13 protein-coding genes are annotated in these 15,789 nt (G+C 53.5%); 9 read left to right on the top strand and 4 right to left on the bottom strand.

The genetic code is table 11. The annotated features are described in order from the left end of the window. Nucleotides 1-30: 30 nt before the first annotated feature. On the bottom strand, nt 31-1,083 hold the full coding sequence (gene iolG / locus MHH28_RS30235) for an inositol 2-dehydrogenase (protein ID WP_405108895.1): 1,053 nt from the start codon (nt 1,081-1,083) through the stop codon (nt 31-33). Nucleotides 1,084-1,275: 192 nt separating this feature from the next. Between iolG and MHH28_RS30230 the strand changes: the two genes are divergently transcribed. From MHH28_RS30230 to MHH28_RS30200, 7 genes are all read left to right on the top strand, one after another. Continuing rightward, entirely contained in the window at nt 1,276-2,262 is a 987-nt protein-coding gene (locus MHH28_RS30230; protein WP_405108892.1) for an alpha/beta fold hydrolase, read from the top strand. 180 nt (nt 2,263-2,442) lie between these two features. Next, nucleotides 2,443-3,309 carry an alpha/beta hydrolase family protein gene (locus tag MHH28_RS30225; RefSeq protein ID WP_405117326.1) on the top strand — a complete coding sequence of 289 codons (867 nt, stop codon included), beginning with the start codon at nt 2,443-2,445 and terminating at the stop codon, nt 3,307-3,309. 46 nt (nt 3,310-3,355) lie between these two features. After that, on the top strand, nt 3,356-3,868 hold the full coding sequence (locus MHH28_RS30220) for a GrpB family protein (RefSeq protein ID WP_405108889.1): 513 nt from the start codon (nt 3,356-3,358) through the stop codon (nt 3,866-3,868). A 63-nt stretch (nt 3,869-3,931) separates the two neighbouring features. Next, nucleotides 3,932-4,387, top strand: a complete 456-nt coding sequence (locus MHH28_RS30215; protein ID WP_405108886.1) for a DinB family protein — start codon at nt 3,932-3,934, stop codon at nt 4,385-4,387. Nucleotides 4,388-4,424: 37 nt separating this feature from the next. Next, entirely contained in the window at nt 4,425-4,877 is a 453-nt protein-coding gene (locus MHH28_RS30210) for a GNAT family N-acetyltransferase (RefSeq protein WP_405108883.1), read from the top strand. A 76-nt stretch (nt 4,878-4,953) separates the two neighbouring features. Next, the gene (locus MHH28_RS30205; protein WP_405108881.1) at nt 4,954-5,883 is read left to right on the top strand and encodes a phosphotransferase enzyme family protein; all 930 of its coding nucleotides are present in this window, start codon (nt 4,954-4,956) and stop codon (nt 5,881-5,883) included. Nucleotide 5,884: 1 nt separating this feature from the next. Then, nucleotides 5,885-6,238 carry a hypothetical protein gene (locus tag MHH28_RS30200; RefSeq protein ID WP_405108878.1) on the top strand — a complete coding sequence of 118 codons (354 nt, stop codon included), beginning with the start codon at nt 5,885-5,887 and terminating at the stop codon, nt 6,236-6,238. Nucleotides 6,239-6,683: 445 nt separating this feature from the next. Here MHH28_RS30200 and MHH28_RS30195 read toward each other — a convergent pair whose 3' ends face one another. Together MHH28_RS30195 and MHH28_RS30190 are read right to left on the bottom strand one after the other, a co-directional pair. Next, nucleotides 6,684-7,823: a glycoside hydrolase family 105 protein gene (locus tag MHH28_RS30195; protein ID WP_405108876.1), complete on the bottom strand. Its 1,140-nt coding sequence runs from the start codon at nt 7,821-7,823 to the stop codon at nt 6,684-6,686. Then, on the bottom strand, nt 7,814-10,966 hold the full coding sequence (locus tag MHH28_RS30190) for an alpha-mannosidase (protein ID WP_405108873.1): 3,153 nt from the start codon (nt 10,964-10,966) through the stop codon (nt 7,814-7,816). Before MHH28_RS30190 ends, MHH28_RS30195 begins: the two co-directional genes overlap by 10 nt. A gap of 183 nt (nt 10,967-11,149) precedes the next feature. On the opposite strand from MHH28_RS30190, the gene MHH28_RS30185 reads away from it, so the two are divergent. Together MHH28_RS30185 and MHH28_RS30180 are read left to right on the top strand one after the other, a co-directional pair. Beyond that, a complete protein-coding gene (locus tag MHH28_RS30185; protein WP_405108870.1) occupies nt 11,150-12,061 on the top strand; it encodes a helix-turn-helix transcriptional regulator in 912 nt (303 codons plus the stop codon). 43 nt (nt 12,062-12,104) lie between these two features. Beyond that, nucleotides 12,105-12,494 carry a hypothetical protein gene (locus tag MHH28_RS30180; RefSeq protein ID WP_405108867.1) on the top strand — a complete coding sequence of 130 codons (390 nt, stop codon included), beginning with the start codon at nt 12,105-12,107 and terminating at the stop codon, nt 12,492-12,494. Nucleotides 12,495-12,936: 442 nt separating this feature from the next. Here the strand turns inward: MHH28_RS30180 and MHH28_RS30175 are convergent, their stop codons facing one another. After that, nucleotides 12,937-15,759 (bottom strand): glycoside hydrolase family 3 C-terminal domain-containing protein, encoded by a 2,823-nt coding sequence (locus MHH28_RS30175; protein ID WP_405108864.1) that lies wholly within the window; start codon nt 15,757-15,759, stop codon nt 12,937-12,939. Nucleotides 15,760-15,789: the final 30 nt, after the last annotated feature.

Below are 15,789 nucleotides of genomic sequence, written 5' to 3'. Positions count from 1 at the left end.
TCCTCCTCTGTCTTAAGAATCTGTATCCGCTTACAGGGCTTGCAGTTCAGAGGCGCCTGTTCCGGCAGCCGCAGCGGCAGACAGCTTGACCGGAAGTCCGCTCAGATACGATTCCCTGGCTGCTTCGGCGATGAGCTGTGCCGCCTCACCGTCACGGCCGCTGCAGATCACCGGCTCCTCCAGCCGTACCGAACGGGCAAACGCCGCAATCTCCTCCGTGAATGCCTGATTATATCGCTCCAGGAAGAAATGCTCCGGCTGATCGCGGGTAACCGAAGTAGCAGTGGATACCTCCACCGTCGTCGGACGGCAGTTGTCAGCCGTCGCAGAACCCAGCGTTCCGAACACCTCTACCCGTTGATCGTAGCCATATACAGCCTTCCGGCTGTTGTCAATCACACAGATCGCCCCGTTCACGAATGTCAGTGTGATGACGGCTGTGTCCACATCCCCGCAACGGCCGAACATCGGATCAATCAGGTTCGCCCCCCGGGTGTAGACCTCAGCCACTTCGCTGCCCACCAGATAACGGGCCATATCGAAATCATGAATCGTCATATCCATGAACATCCCGCCCGAAGACCGTACATAAGCCTCACCGGGAGGCTGCGGGTCACGCGAGGTAATCTTGACAATATGCGGATTCCCCAGCTCTCCGGACTGAACCAGCCGCTTCAGCTTGCGGAAACTGGGGTCCATCCGGCGGTTGAAGCCGACTTGCAGCATCACGCCAGCGTCCTCAGCAGCCTGCAAGGCCCGCTGGGTCTCCTCCGATGAGAGGCTGATCGGCTTCTCGCAGAAGATATGTTTGCCCGCACGTGCAGCACGCTCAATCCAGGACGCATGGGTATCAGTCGGCGTACAGATGAACACCGCTTCAATCTCAGGATCATTCAGTATATCTTCACCCGCAGCAAAAACAGAGCCCAGCCCCCTGCTCTCTGCCCAGGCCAGCAATTCCTCACTCATCATAGGCTCTGCAATGGACTTCAGCTTATAGGACGGCATTGCCCGCAGATTGTCTGCGTGCAGGCGGCCAATTCTCCCCGCGCCGATAATGCCAACTACAATCGATTTAACCATGTTCGCTTATCCTCCCCAGAGGGTAAGCGCTTAACCTTCCCGAGAACAGTATACTTCATGCCCGGGAAAGCTTCAAGCAAATTTTTTTCTCAAAAAGATCAGATAAAATAGGAAATGAATACGGTCAGATTTCTCTTTAACACCCCACTGATTCCTATATTATCTAAGATAGAACAGCAAATGAGGTGACTTATGAGCAAAATTAATTTTACCGAAAGCCTACTCCGTGTAATTATTTCTCTGATCGGACTTCCACTCACAGGGATTCAGGCCGCTCTTTCCAAATATCTTCTACATAAATATAAGGCTCCAGGAGAAATGATCTCAGTGGGAACACACCATCTTCATGCGATTGTTGCTGGCAGCAATACCAGTAATCTCCCAACGATCCTATTAGAATCAGGAATGGGCGGTTGTGCTCTGGATTGGTCGCTGGTTCAGCCCGCATTAGCTAAACATACCAAGGTCCTCTCCTATGACCGGGCCGGGTTCGGTTGGAGCACTACACCTATCAGTGAGCCGACTTGCGAAGGTTATGTTCGTGATTTGCGGGAATTATTGATGCAGCTTGAATTAGAGCCCCCATACATCCTTGTAGGGCACTCCTATGGCGGAATGATCATGCGGCTGTTTGCTTCTAAGTATCCTGAAGAGGTCTCCGGGATTATTCTTGTGGACTCCACACATGAGCAAAGATTCATAGAATCCACTTTTATTCAAACCAGTTATGAAGAGCGGCTGCGGCACCTGAGACGACTAAGAATGGGTTATCTTTTCTCCCCTATAGGGTTGCCCCGTCTATTAAAACAACCTATTGGTGCCAAACGGCTGCCTCCACCAGTTCAGCATACAGTGAAGACACTTGGATATCGAAATCATGCGTATAAAGCGGCCTATCTGGAATCTCTCTGCACTATAGAAAGTGCCCTCCAGTTAATAGAGTCAGAGCCTTTAGATTCGGAATTACCAGTCATCGTATTATCCGCCGGAGGGCAGAGTGACGATTGGAAAAGAGGGCAACAGGAGCTCTTGCAGCTAACTGGACAAACCCGGCAGATCATCGCCACGGATAGTTGGCATTCTATTCAACTGCATGATCCGCAAGCTGTGATTGATTCCATACTCAGTTTATTAACAGATAATCACCGCAACCAACCAGACAAGCAGACGTCTATTTAATTAGGGATATATATCCATTAAGGAAGGTGAGCTATCATGATCGGGAGATCCATAAGAGTTCTGGAGAGAAGTCCCAGACTTGTTATTAGTATTTTTTATCCAACGATCGGAGGTGAACCGGGGAATGGTATCGACTTGTACGCACCTTGTCAGGCTGAGGCGGCTAAGCTTTTGACAGAGATGGGCGTTGATCTGGACAACCTGAATATTGCCAGTGTAACAACAGGCGGGGCATTAGCTCCAAAAACAGAAGGGTATCCCGTCATCCTCTTCTCCCCTGGATTCGGTGTAGAGCGCGATATGTATCTCGGAGTAATTTCCAAGTTAGTCTCCAAAGATTACGTGGTAGTTACAATTAGCGCTCCGCAGGAATCTGTCTTCACCGTATTTCCAGACGGCAGCTATCTGGGGCAGGCACCGGAAATGGCAGAGCTGGCGAGCAGTGACTACACCAGCTGGTCCCGTCTGCTCCACAACCGGGTTCAATCTATAACCGCAGTTATGGCCGTTCTTCAGACGCTTAACCGCTCCGACACAGAACTTGCCGGGCTGTTCGATCTGGATAAGGTTGCTGTCATGGGACATTCGCTGGGAGGTGCCGCCACTCTGGAAGCCGCCAAGCAGGATCAGCGGATTAAGGCTGCTGTCCTGCTCGATCCCAGTTTTCACCTCATACGCCGGGAAGACGAACCCTCTTCTGTTCCAGTTCTGCTGCTGCGGCAAGAAGCTTCGGCGTTCCGGGAGATGGCAGCCTCTATGAATGAGACCATTGCATCCGATTATATCGCCGGGCAGCGCCATGCCTTCCACTCTCTGAACAACGCCTATTTCTATCGGGTAAAAGGGGCTCAGCACATGTCTTTTTCCGACATTCCGCTCCATTACAGTGATTATCACGCAGTCCCCGTTCATGCTGTTACCGCAGAAGCTGCAACCGCATTCATGGAGGCGGTATTTGATAAGAGGGATCTGCCTCCGAATGCAGCATCACAGCTCAGCGAAACCGTCATTTCCATCAATTCAGAGGGTGATCCTGCAGATACCTAACATGAATTGATGCCCAAACATCCATTGACCTGGGAGGGCATTTTGTATGAAAATCAGACTTAGCGACTATAATCCAGACTGGGTCAGACTTTATCAGCAGGAGGCTGAGTTTTTAACTACTATTTTCACAGATGAAATTGTACGTTTCGAGCACTTTGGAAGCACCTCCGTACCAGGCCTGAAAGCCAAACCCGTGATTGATATGATGTGTATTGTAAAAGACATAGCCAGAATCGATTCTTATAACGATAAGATGACTCTGCTCGGATATGATGCAGGTGGGGAATGGGGAATTCCCGGCAGAAGGCTATTCCGCAAGGGCGGTGAGGCGAGGACGCATCACATTCATTGTTATCAGGCAGACCATCCCCAGATTGAGCGGCATCTTATATTTAGAGATTATTTGCGAGCGCATCCGGAAGAAGCGGCAAGATACAGTCAGTTCAAGCAAGAATTAGCGGATCGCTTCGAGGATACCAGCCAGTACGGCCCGGCCAAAAAATCATTTGTGAGCACTATGGAACAACAGGCACTTTCTTGGTTCGCAGAAAAGAAGTGAGTTCACAGTGAATCTTACGGGGCAATTACACTTATAAGCGACCAAAAAAAAGGAGGAACTCCAATGAAGACAATCATGCGCATGATGGAGCATCTGTATTGGGCGGACGGGCGGATTTTGGACGCGCTCGAAGCGAGTCATACGAAGGACGCAGAGCTTCTGAAGCTGGTGCGGCATGTGGCGGTGGCGGAGCAAGTCTGGCTGTCACGCTTGCAGGGCAAGAGCAGCATGCAATATTGGCTATGGGAGGAAGCGGAAGACCTGACTGCGATCCGGCGATTGTTCGAAAACAATGCTGAGCAATACCGTACCTATCTCGATGGGCTGGAAGAGTCCGGGCTGGATCAGATGATCAGCTATAGCAGCCAAAATGGAACTTCGTTCCAGACCTCCGTCCGGGACATCCTGCTGCAGGTGCTTTTACACGGGCAATATCACCGGGGACAGATTAACCGGGCCCTGCGGATGCAAGAAGCTGAGCCTGCCCCTGTGGATTACATCGCCTTCTCAAGGCTTTAACCTACAACTGCTGGTGAACAAGGAGCGGATATAAGAAATGGAGATCAGAGCATTACATACGGGTGAACAAGCACCTACCGAATTGCTTTTATTGGCCGACCCTTCCCCGAAGCTGGTTGAGGATTATGTGGCGAGGGGGCAATGCTTCATCGCAGAGAAGGATCAACAAGTGGTCGGAGTCTATGTGTTACTGCCTACAAGACCGGAGACCGCCGAGTTGGTCAATATTGCAGTGAATGAGGCGTTCCAGAGCCAGGGAATCGGGAAGCAACTGGTGAATCACGCCATTCAGGAAGCCAGACGGCTCGGCTTCAAAACTTTGGAGATAGGCACAGGCAACTCCAGTATCGGCCAGCTTGCACTATATCAGAAATGCGGCTTCCGGATCACCGGGATCGACAAGGATTTTTTCATCAGACATTATAGTGAAGAAATCTATGAGAACGGCATGCAGGTGGTGGATATGATCCGCCTGTCTCAAGATCTGTAAGCCAGTTCAGGGCTGCGGAACAGCTTCACGAACGATAGCGCAGCTGCAGTAATTATCGCGGGAGGTAGCACATCTTATGCAAGCACAAATATTGCAATTTCTCAATAACACCTATCCTGTTCAACTCTCCAGTATGGAGGCCGTTACCAATGAAATGTACCGTTGCCACTCGGAAAAGGGGACCTTCTTCGCCCGAATTACGAATTATAAGACCTATGAAGAACAATTAGCTGAAGTGAACTGGACTACTTATCTGTTCAACCGGGGCGTACGGGTGCCGGAGGTTGTACCTATTGAACAGAATTCGCTTATCAGCACCCTGCTGCTGGATGAAGAAGCGAAATCCGTGGTCTTGTTCCGGGCGGCAGCGGGAATCCATCTGCCCCGCGCCAAATGGGACAAAACCATACTCAGAACCCTGGGACAGCAAATAGGCAGAATGCATCAGGTGAGCAAAGAATATCAGCAGTCTGAAGCTGCCCAGCCGATTCCGCACTGGTATGATAACGATGAATATGATTTTCTCAAGTACATTCCTGCTGAAGAGCGGGCCATACGGGATATTGCGAAGGATGTGCTCAAGCAGATCCGAATGCTGCCCAAAGATGAGGCGAACTACGGATTAATCCACGGCGACCTGTGGCTGAACAATACCCTGGTGGACAGTGACTCTGCGCTGACGATGATTGATTTTCAGGATTGCGAGCGGCATTATTATGCCTATGATTTAGCTGTGCCGATCTATTCTGCGCTGGAGTACTCATTCGCGGGCGGACAGAACCTTATGGACTATAAGCGTACGATAACTAAGGCAATTACGGACGGATATAAGGAAGAGCATCCCCTCTCCGCTGAGATGTCCAGAAAACTGCCGCTGTTCATGAGACTGAAGGAGCTGTTCGAGTACAACCTGATGCATATGTATTGGAACTTCGAGGAGCTTAGCGAGGAGCAGGTGCGAATTCTGAATCTGTACAGAAGCAAGATTGAGTTCATGCATACGTGAGGTGAGTGAAGTGTATGACTACATTAGCATCCATTCCATTGATTACGCCAAAAGCGTAAAGACGGAGGTGCTTGAGCAATTTGTCATCGGGATCCTGGAGTTTGAGCAGACAGGGCCGCTGCAATTCACCAAAGTGCTCCATGGCGCGCATGTCGGGCTGAAGGGGATCGCTGCGAATGCGGATGGCAGTTACGCTTACTATACCCTGGAAGGGATTGAAGCGGTGAACCTGGTCGAGGTCATTCTGCCGGCGATGATTGATGAGCCATTGGAGCGTGCCATAACCGCTCTGGCGATGGCCATTGCCGGCGAATTCAACTGGTGCATCGATGAGGACCACGGCTTGGATACCTGATGAAATCAGACCTCTTCTCTGTGCCTGCATGTGAGTACAATGTATGCTGTTTTTCGCATACATACATTCGGGCCATGCACCGGTATGCGAGCACAACGTATGCTGTTTTCCACATACATTCGGCCACGCGCCTGCCTGTGAGCACAATGTATGCTGTTTTCCGCATACATTCGGCCACGCTCCTGCCTGTGAGCACAATATATGCTGTTTTCCGCATACATTCGGGCTATGCGGCCGCTGTAGCAGCCGATTGCATTCGGTTGTACACGCTTTAGCTTCGATGATGACTCAGGTACTTTGCGGCGATCCCAAAATATATAAATTCTATGCAAAAAAGCGGCAGCCGCGGACAATTCGTCCTTGGCTGCCGCTTGTCTGATCCGCTGGCTTCTGTCACCTGCCCACTTCCTGTTCCAACTCTTCTCGCCTAAGCAGAGTTTACCCCTCAGCAGTAATGCAGCGCTTCTCCCAGCGCAACCAGCGCCATCGCCTGGCCGTAGGCCATGGGGGCAATGACAATCTTGGTGTAATCCTCTTTGGCTGCGCCGATGGGTGTACCGCTCGACACGCCCAGCACTGTACCTTCATCATCAATCCGGTCCATCACCGCCCGGATGGCCTTCACCGCCGGTTCGGCGAATGCCTCCGGCAGCATTCCGCTGCGTACACCGCTTAGAATACCAGCGGCAATGGCGGCCGAACCGGAGGTCTCGGTGTAGCTGGCTGGATCATCCAGCAGCGTATGCCACAGCCCGTCCGCGCTCTGGCAAGCCAATAAGGCTTCTGCCTGGGCATGCATAATCTGCTGGAGGTACATGAAGACTCCGTCCGCCAGATAAGGGCGCATCAGCTCCAGATACTCGGGCAGGCCGAGGGTGAACCAGCCGTTGCCGCGGCACCAGAAGGCTTCGCTGAAGTTATGCCGTTGCTCGCAGTGCCAGCCGTGGAAGAACAGGCCGGTTTTTTTGTCATACAGATATTTGATATGCAGTAGCAATTGATGCAGCGAGGTTTCCCGCCACTGCGGATTGTCATGCTTCACGCCCATTTTGGCCGTGAACAGAATCGCCATGAACAGCGTATCAATCCACAGCTCATTCTCATGAAGTGAGACTTCATGCTTCTGCGAACCGGTGGTGACATGCTGATAACCTTGCTCCAGGGTCCGGGGGAGGCCATGCATCAGCCACTCCATCCATTCCAGGCTCAGCTCCCCGGCCTCCTCCAGTTCCATCAGCGACAGCAGCGGAGCGGTCGTATTGATGTTCCGGCTCGGCAGGCCTTTCTCCAGCTGCCGGGCCATCCACGGCTTGGTGTACGCCTGGTATCGGCCATCCGCCAGAAGCCGGTCCAGCTTTTGCAGGCCATATAGCCCTACGCCCTGCGGCCAATCCCACTCTTCCATCCCGAAGTCCCTGGCAAAATACCCCCGGCGCTCCGCATCTTCCCCCAGGTTCTGCAATTCTGCCTCGTTGTCCGGCCGGTCCAGCTTCATCAGCTTATCTGTGACAAGCTTCAGCTTCCGCATGACCTCTGCCCTGCTCAACACGCTGTGCCCTGCCGCCTGCTTCCCTGTTACTTCCACTGTCCATACCCCCCCTCTTCTGCATGCGTACCGCGCAGCTTGATTCTGAACGTTCTGATCTCATACGGCTTCATCTGGAAGCTCAGCTCCTCTGCTTCCTGCCAGTCTCCCAGCGGCTCCTCCATCAGGTTGCATTCCTGCCAGGAGGCAATCTCGTAAGCGCTGTCTATAGAGACCTGCGTCCGGGAACCGGCATATTCATGCAGCCGCAGCACTACATCACTGCCGTCCTCTGAACGTTTGATAGCATCCACGGTCACATGTGCGCCGTCAACATAGAGCAGCGGGTTCCCTTCCAGCTCACCTGCGACACTGCGCAGCGGATGATTCAGCTCCCACGCCTCCTGGACTACCCTGCCTTCAACGAAATCACCGGTATGCGGGTACAGGGCATACGTAAATTCATGATGCCCCTGATCCTGCTGCGGATCGGGATGCACCGCCGATTTCAGCAGCGTCAGCCGGAGCTCGCTATCCTTGATATCGTAGCCGTATTTGCAGTCATTAAGCAGCGCAATGCCATACCCCTTCTCGCTGATATCCGCCCACTGATGGCCTACAGTCTCGAAGCGGGCGTAATCCCAGCTCGTGTTCCAGTGCGTAGGACGCTTCACATTGCCGAACTGAATATCATAGGTAGCTTCCAGCGCATGAATGTCCACCGGGAAAGCAACCTTCAGCAGCTGGTTATGTCCGTGCCAATCCAGCTCAGTATGGAAGTCAACCCGCACAGTATCACGGTAGAAGATGATATCCTGGGTAACCGCTGTGCGGTGATAGGTCCAGGTCATACGCAGCACCGCCCGCAGCGGACCATTCTCGGTCAGCTCACATCCGGTCAGCTGCGAGATCTCGGTCATTTTTTCCTGATAGAAAATATCGATATCCCACGCTTCAAAGTCCAGCGGCTTATCCTCGAACACCTGTAGCACATTCCCGCGTTGTCCTGGTGCCAGCAGCTCACGGCCGCTCTTCCGGTCAATCATCGAAGTGAAGTGGCCCTGCTCATTCCACACCACTTCCACAAGCGGTGTGCTCAGCATGTTGCCGGATAGGGCAGCAAGCGGCTGAATCTGCGTCTCCTGAGCGCCGTTGCCTGCTTGTCCGCGTACAACCTTCAGCACCGCCGTGCCCAGTACAGGCACAGACGGAACATAGACCAGCATGTGCCCGTCTGCCGTCCGCTGCTGCCACAGCCGGTTCCCGTCAGCGTCATGATAATCTCCGTCAGCTTGCGGAAGCAGCGCATAACGCGGGCGGTTCCAGTTCGAGCTGTTCAGCAGAGTGAACCTGCCCTCAGCCTCTTCCTGGACCACTCCCTGAATCAGAGCCAGTGAACGTGCCTCGCCTTCCGCATATTCAGCGTCACTGTCCTCGTATACCTCCGCAATCGACGAACCGGGGATAATGTCATGGAACTGGTTGCGCAGCAGAATCTTCCAGATCCCCGTCAGCTCATCTGCAGGATAAGCAGTGTCAAGATTCCCCTGTCTTACACCCATCAGTGTATGCAGCCACTCGGCATCGCGCAGCAGCAGCTCCAGGCGGCGGTTATATTTCTTATTGCGGGCTTGTGAGGTATACGTGCCCCGGTGGCATTCGAAATACAGCTCCCCGTTCCAGGTGTGTACGAACGCCTCCGTCTTCCCGATCCGTTCATGCAGTCCGGTGAAATACTCCCCGGCACTGCCCATCTCAATCTTCGGAATACCCGGAAGCTTGTCGAAGCGCCGGCGAAGCTCCAGCATCTCCCGCGTCGGTCCGCCGCCCCCGTCACCCCAGCCGTATGCAAACATCAGGTGATCGTTGATCTCCTTATCCTGATAGGAATTCCAGATCCCGCGCAGCAGCCCCGCCGTCATCCGTCCGTTATAGGTGTATTCCGCCCCGTCCTTCTCGGAGGTCGTGATGAAATGCGTCAGCACCTCCGAGCCGTCCATCCCGCGCCACCAGAAGGTGTCATGCGGCATCCGGTTGAACTGGTTCCAGCTGATTTTGGTCGTCATGAACGTGTCGATGCCCGATTTGCGCAGAATCTGCGGCAGCGCCCAGCTGTAGCCGAAGACATCCGGGAGCCACAGGTATTTGCTCTCTACGCCGAATTGTTCACGGAGATAGTGCTTGCCCAGCATAATCTGGCGGACCAGCGACTCACCGGACGGGATATTACAATCCGACTCCAGCCACATCGCCCCTTCCGCTTCCCAGCGGCCTTCCTTCACCTTCCCTTTGATCCGCCCGAACAGCTCCGGGTAATCCTGCTCCAGATAAGCGTACAATTGAGGCTGCGTCTGGAGGAACTGGTACTCCGGGAACTCCTCCATCAGCCGCAGTACGGTGGAGAAGGAACGGGCTGTCTTTTCACGGGTATGCTTAAGTCGCCACAGCCATGCAACATCAATATGCGTATGGCCTACAGCCGTAAGCGTTACGTCAAAAGTCTGCGGCATCGCCTCTATCGCCTGATTCAGACTGGCGCCTGCCTGGTACAGCGAAGCGGTATGCTCCGGCGAGCCCGGCTCCGACCAGTCGATCAGACGGAAGGCTTCGTTCAGCGCTCTTAGCAGCCACTGCTTCTCCGGCTGGTCTCTGCCGAGGTAACGGAAGGTGTCGAGCGCCGCCTTCGACATATAGAACAGATCATCAATGCCCTCGTCCAAATAGCCGATGAATGCTTCGCTGAGCCGATGCTCCTGAATTCTGGGCACTCCGCCGCCCTCAAGTCCTGACCACAGCCGGAAGGCCAGCTCTACCGTCTGTCCTCCCCACTCATCACCGAAGATTACCTCTCTATGATTGTTATCTACGCCCTGATAAGGCGATCCGTTCACAAACAGCAGCGATTCGAAGCCGGAGTTATTGAAGTCCCCTGTTTTGCCAAAATCAAATCTGCCGGCAATTTTGAAGCCTGCCTGACTAGGCGGCAGTACAACCTCCGTGCGCAGCCAGATGTAACGGTCCCGCCCGCGCCAATGCTCCTGAAGCCGGATGATACCATCGAAGGAGACCTCCTTCGGGTATACACCGTTAGCCCCTTCCTCGTCCTCAGCGAACGCGAACTCTGTAAGCTCCTGAACCTTAAGATATCTGTACTTCTCCACTTCTGCCTGGCGCTTAATCAGCTTTTCTTCTGTAAAAAACATCCCTATCACTCCCTGCATCCGCTCTCATATCGTCACTATAGCAAACCTTCCGCTTCAAAAACTACCCAACTTTTGCTGTATTCTGCTCTATTCATTGCATATTTTGCTTTTTCGGGCCTATAATATACAGGTGGAAATATCTTGACGTCTTTTAGTATAACGGCAAGAGAGAGGAGCGAGGCTATGCTTGAAAACGACCTGTTGTACGAGCAAGGGTACAGCATAAGGATCAATACGCCGGCTGATCCGCTGTTTTATTATTTTGACTACGATCAGCGCTCTCACGACATCAATATGGAGTTTCAGCACGATCATAACTTTTATGAGATTCATATTCTGCTGGATTCCAGCGCTACCCATATTATAGAAGGCAATATGCATGCCCTCCGGCAATATGATATTGTTCTGCTCGCTCCGTACCGGCTGCATATGACCCAGTATCCCGCAGGTCCGCCGCATAAGCGGCTGATTATCGACTTCAACCTGCCCGGGAATGTACCGGGATTTGAGACCGCTTACAATGCGATGCTCCAGCCGTTCGCCGAGAAAGTTCCGATATACCGCTTCACGGGCGGACTGCGCAGTGCTGTATTCGAGCCGCTCAATGCCATTTACACCTTGTCCCGCAGCGCTTCGCCGCTGAATCCGGTGCTGATTCACAGCCTGTTCCAGCAGTTCCTGTGCAGTCTCTCCCAGCAGTCTGACAAGAACGCTTACGTGCTGGAGGAGATCGGCAACGCGATGATGCAAAAAATCTATTCGATCACCGCTCATATTCACAGCCATTACAGCAGCGAGCTGTCCCTGGATTCAATCTCCAAGGAATTCTATATCAGCCCTTATTATTTATCGCACCAGTTCAGATCCGTCACCGGCTTCACCTTAACCGAATACATCCAGATGACCCGTGTCCGCAAAGCCCAGCAGCTCCTGCTCCATACCCGGCACAAGATCTCCGACATCGCCGGACAATGCGGCTTCAACAGCTTCTCCCAGTTCAACCGTATCTTCAACAAGCAGAGCGGCATGTCTCCCTCCACGTTCCGCAAGGAGCAAGGGCCGCCCGGCGGAGCTTCGTCTTTGAGTTCGTATTGAGTGGATGCTATCCCAAACTAAATTTTGAGGAGGAACATGAAACATGGAAACGGCAAACTCCAGCTCAGATCACAGCAGCGGTGTCATGTATACAATCAGCACCCAATATGAAACCTATGCAAACTACGAGATTGAAGCCTCGCTTATCACCGATATCGTTAACGGCTTTGCGGACGATCCAGATGATTTCATTGTCATTGATCCCAGTACACCGGTAGAGGGAAGTCTATACATGCAGGCCGCCCCTCTCCGCCATACTCCCCGCAGCATCGTTGTTGAATTACGCCTCGGCTATCCCGACGGGTCCTTCAGGCATTTCTCCCGGCAGATAGAGGACAGAGACAGCGTGATCCGGATGCTGCTGGATTATTGGGGCTTGCAGAAGCTGCCTGCTTATTCCACCTGGTCAGATATAACGGATGAATTAAGCTAGTACCTTATCAGATTTAAAATAGTGGAGCAGACGCAATTCCCCTTCAAATTACATCTTTTTCCAAGCGATCCTTGTTCTTCAGGGGCGTTTGGCTTAGCGTAACGGACTGAGGTGCTCTTATCCGGGAAGAAAGTCGTCACTTGGGCGATTAACGGACCCCAAGGACCTTATCCCCTCCAATTCAGCTCCAAAACGACTCGTAGAAGGATGATAAGGTCTCCTGAGTCCGTTACGCTGCATAAGGTGGCGTTCTCGTGGGAATAAGGTCTTTTCGGTCCGTTAGATTTTTTGGGAGGATAGGGTTTCATTACACGAACCCCTGAGTTTCACAAGCTTATCCACCCTTTTAAATCTGACACTGTACTAGACTGATCCGAGACCCGGATACAGCAGAGCAGCGCTTCTCCCATTACAGGAGAAACGCTGCTCTGTTTGCTTCTTGTTACACCGTAAATTGAATGCGGCTGAGCAGAACCTCACCCTGCAAGACAAAATACACATCTGTGGTTCCGGCGTCCACATTCGCTATCGCAGACTGGCTGTGCCACTGCTGAACCCCGCCTGCCGGAACCGCAAGCGTAGCTGCCAGCTTGCCGGATGGACTGCCAGTACGGATTTCAATGCTGCCGCCCTTCACGGAGGACACCAGCACTTCAACGCCTGCGGCACCCTCTGCCAACCGGACATTATGGAAGGCTATCCATGCCCCCTCTTTTACCGGATGCACCGCAGCACCGCCTGCCTTGCATTCATCAAGGAATACCGCTTCGTAATCATCGTAATTCTCAGCCTTCACTGGACCATACAGATCACGCGGCGGAACTGTGTCACCCTGCACCCTGATTGTGGCTGACAGCCGGATATCTCCCGAGGAACGGCCTACCATGAGCCGGTATTCCCCATCCTCCACACAGTACTGTTCGCGGCTGACATCCCAGAAGGAGAGCTCAGCGGCTGGTAAGGTGAAGGTAACCGTCTGCTTCTGTCCGGCAGCCAGCGGGATTTTGTCAAACCTCTTCAACTGCTTAAGCGGACGCCTGATCCGGGTGGACAGGCACTGGACATAGAGCTGGACCACCTCGTCACCGTCAACGCTGCCGCTGTTCTCAAGCTCTACGCTCAGATTGATCGTGCCGTCCTGCTGCACTTCCTCTGCTGCCAGGGACAGCTTGTTATAGTCCACCTGCGCATAGCTCAGACCGTGACCGAACGGATAGAGCGGTTCACCGTCGAAGTACATGTAGGTTCGTTTGCCCTTGATAATATCGTAGTCCATGAATTCAGGCAGCTGGCTGACGCTGCGGTACCAGGTCATATTCAGTTTGCCGGACGGGCTGTAATCCCCGAACAGGACATCTACGACTGCATGGCCCAGCTCCTGTCCGCTGTGCGAGGTGTACAGCACGGCCGGAATATGCTCATCGATCCAAGTGGAGGAAATCGGATAGCTGCCGACGATCACCACAACGGTGTTCGGATTGGCCGCATAGACGGCCTTCACCAGATTCTCCTGCTCTGCGGGCAAGATAATATCCGGCCGGTCAATCTCCTCCTTGCCGTTCAGGAGCGGATGGTTACCGACGAATACGACGGCAACCTCAGCAGCCCGGGCCGCTTCTACTGCTGCTTCTACACCGTTCACTACCAGCTTCTTATGGAAGATACGTGCTGCGGAAGAGGGTTCCTCTTCTGCAGCGCGAAGGGTTCCGTCCTCAGCACTGATAACCAGTGGCTGATTGTTCCAGGTCCGCAGGCTGATTGCCTCTTCGCCTTCCTGGACCAGGTTCAGCGATTCCTTCACATACCAGCCATAGATTTCATCGGCGGAAGCGGTCAGTGTGCCGTCATCTGTCAGGGTAACATATTGCCCCCGGCTGGCGGATTCCAGGGTATGGGCTGTCCAGCCCCAAGCCGTATGGCGGAATAGCTCCCCGCGCTCCGGCTGATCATGCAGCACCGCGAGCCGTCCGTCCTCACCGGTAATTCCCACTGCCTGACCGCTGGCAGCGGAGGTGAGAATGATCCGGTCGTCTCCGCTCTCGAAGATGACTTGCTTGCCTGCCAGCTTCTTGGTGATTCCCTGAAGCGGGGTAACCGCATACGGCAGCGTACCGGAATACCAGTCCCTGAACGCTTCGTCCCCCAGCGGGCCGATCACAGCCACCTTGGACAATGCGGCTGCATTCAGCGGAAGGGCTGCGTTGTCGTTCTTCAGCAGCACGATGGATTCCTTCGCCGCTTCAAGCGACAGCTCGCCATGAGCTGTACTAAGAATGACCGAGTCATCTATCTTCGCATACGGGTTGCCCTCCTCCGGGTCGAACTCACCGAGCCGGAAGCGGATGCGGAAGGTGTTCGCCAGCGCCCGGTCCAGATCCTCCTCGGTCAGCAGCCCCTCACGGAGCGCTTCATGAATAACCTTAATCGTCTCCTCCGTCTCTTCGGTCACACTGTCAATGCCATTCTTGATCGACTCCGCCATGGACTGGGCGAAGGAATCATAATACTTATGGTCCTTCACAATCCCGAACAGGTCGCCGGCATCGCTGACAATGAACCCGTCCATCTCCCATTCGCCCTTCACAATCTCCTTCACCGCCGGATGGAGGATAACCGGCACGCCGTTCACGGAATTGTAGGCGGTCATCATGGATTGTGCGCCGCCTTCCTTGAAGGCAGGCTTGAAGGCTTCCAGATAATATTCGCGCATATTGCGCGGGTCGATACTGGACGAAGCCACGCCCCGGTCGATCTCGTTATTGTTGCCAAGGAAATGCTTCAGGGTCGCTACCGCCTTCAAATACACCGGATGATCGCCCTGAATTCCCTGGACAAGCGCTGTACTCAATCGGCCTGTCAGCTCCGGGTCTTCCCCGTAGGCTTCCTCTGTTCTTCCCCAGCGCGGGTCCCGTTCCATATCCACCGTCGGTGCCCACAGGGTTAAGCCGTTGACAGTGGGATTCTTGCGGTAGAAGGCTCTGGCCTCATCCCCGATCGCGGAGCCGATTCTCTGCAGCAGCGCCGGGTTCCAGGTACAGGCAAGCCCGCTGGGCTGCGGGTACGAGGTGGCTTTGCCCAGCCATGAGATCCCATGCGCTCCCTCTGTCCCATGCTTGTAACCGCCTACACCCAGCCGCTCAATGGCCGCCTGGTATTGCGGCATCAGGCTGACCTTCTCATCCAGCGTCAGCCTGGAGAGCAGATCCTGAACACGTTCATTTAATGGCAATTCCAATTGTCTAAAAGGATATGTGGCAGCGTCCATATATAATCTCTCCTTCATTCTTCATGATAA

This window comes from Paenibacillus sp. FSL K6-1217 (genome assembly GCF_045040735.1).
Taxonomy (GTDB): Bacteria; Bacillota; Bacilli; order Paenibacillales; family Paenibacillaceae; genus Paenibacillus_AQ.
This window is presented reverse-complemented; position numbering and strand designations above follow the sequence as displayed.

What these genes read in the sequence shown, in the direction of transcription:
- MHH28_RS30215 (WP_405108886.1), top strand. Translation starts at nt 3,932, where the DNA reads ATGAAGACAATCATGCGCATGATGGAGCATCTGTATTGGGCGGACGGG.
- MHH28_RS30175 (WP_405108864.1), bottom strand. Translation starts at nt 15,759, where the DNA reads ATGGACGCTGCCACATATCCTTTTAGACAATTGGAATTGCCATTAAAT.
- MHH28_RS30220 (WP_405108889.1), top strand. Translation starts at nt 3,356, where the DNA reads ATGAAAATCAGACTTAGCGACTATAATCCAGACTGGGTCAGACTTTAT.
- MHH28_RS30230 (WP_405108892.1), top strand. Translation starts at nt 1,276, where the DNA reads ATGAGCAAAATTAATTTTACCGAAAGCCTACTCCGTGTAATTATTTCT.
- iolG (WP_405108895.1), bottom strand. Translation starts at nt 1,083, where the DNA reads ATGGTTAAATCGATTGTAGTTGGCATTATCGGCGCGGGGAGAATTGGC.
- MHH28_RS30185 (WP_405108870.1), top strand. Translation starts at nt 11,150, where the DNA reads ATGCTTGAAAACGACCTGTTGTACGAGCAAGGGTACAGCATAAGGATC.
- MHH28_RS30190 (WP_405108873.1), bottom strand. Translation starts at nt 10,966, where the DNA reads ATGTTTTTTACAGAAGAAAAGCTGATTAAGCGCCAGGCAGAAGTGGAG.
- MHH28_RS30180 (WP_405108867.1), top strand. Translation starts at nt 12,105, where the DNA reads ATGGAAACGGCAAACTCCAGCTCAGATCACAGCAGCGGTGTCATGTAT.
- MHH28_RS30225 (WP_405117326.1), top strand. Translation starts at nt 2,443, where the DNA reads ATGGGCGTTGATCTGGACAACCTGAATATTGCCAGTGTAACAACAGGC.
- MHH28_RS30205 (WP_405108881.1), top strand. Translation starts at nt 4,954, where the DNA reads ATGCAAGCACAAATATTGCAATTTCTCAATAACACCTATCCTGTTCAA.
- MHH28_RS30210 (WP_405108883.1), top strand. Translation starts at nt 4,425, where the DNA reads ATGGAGATCAGAGCATTACATACGGGTGAACAAGCACCTACCGAATTG.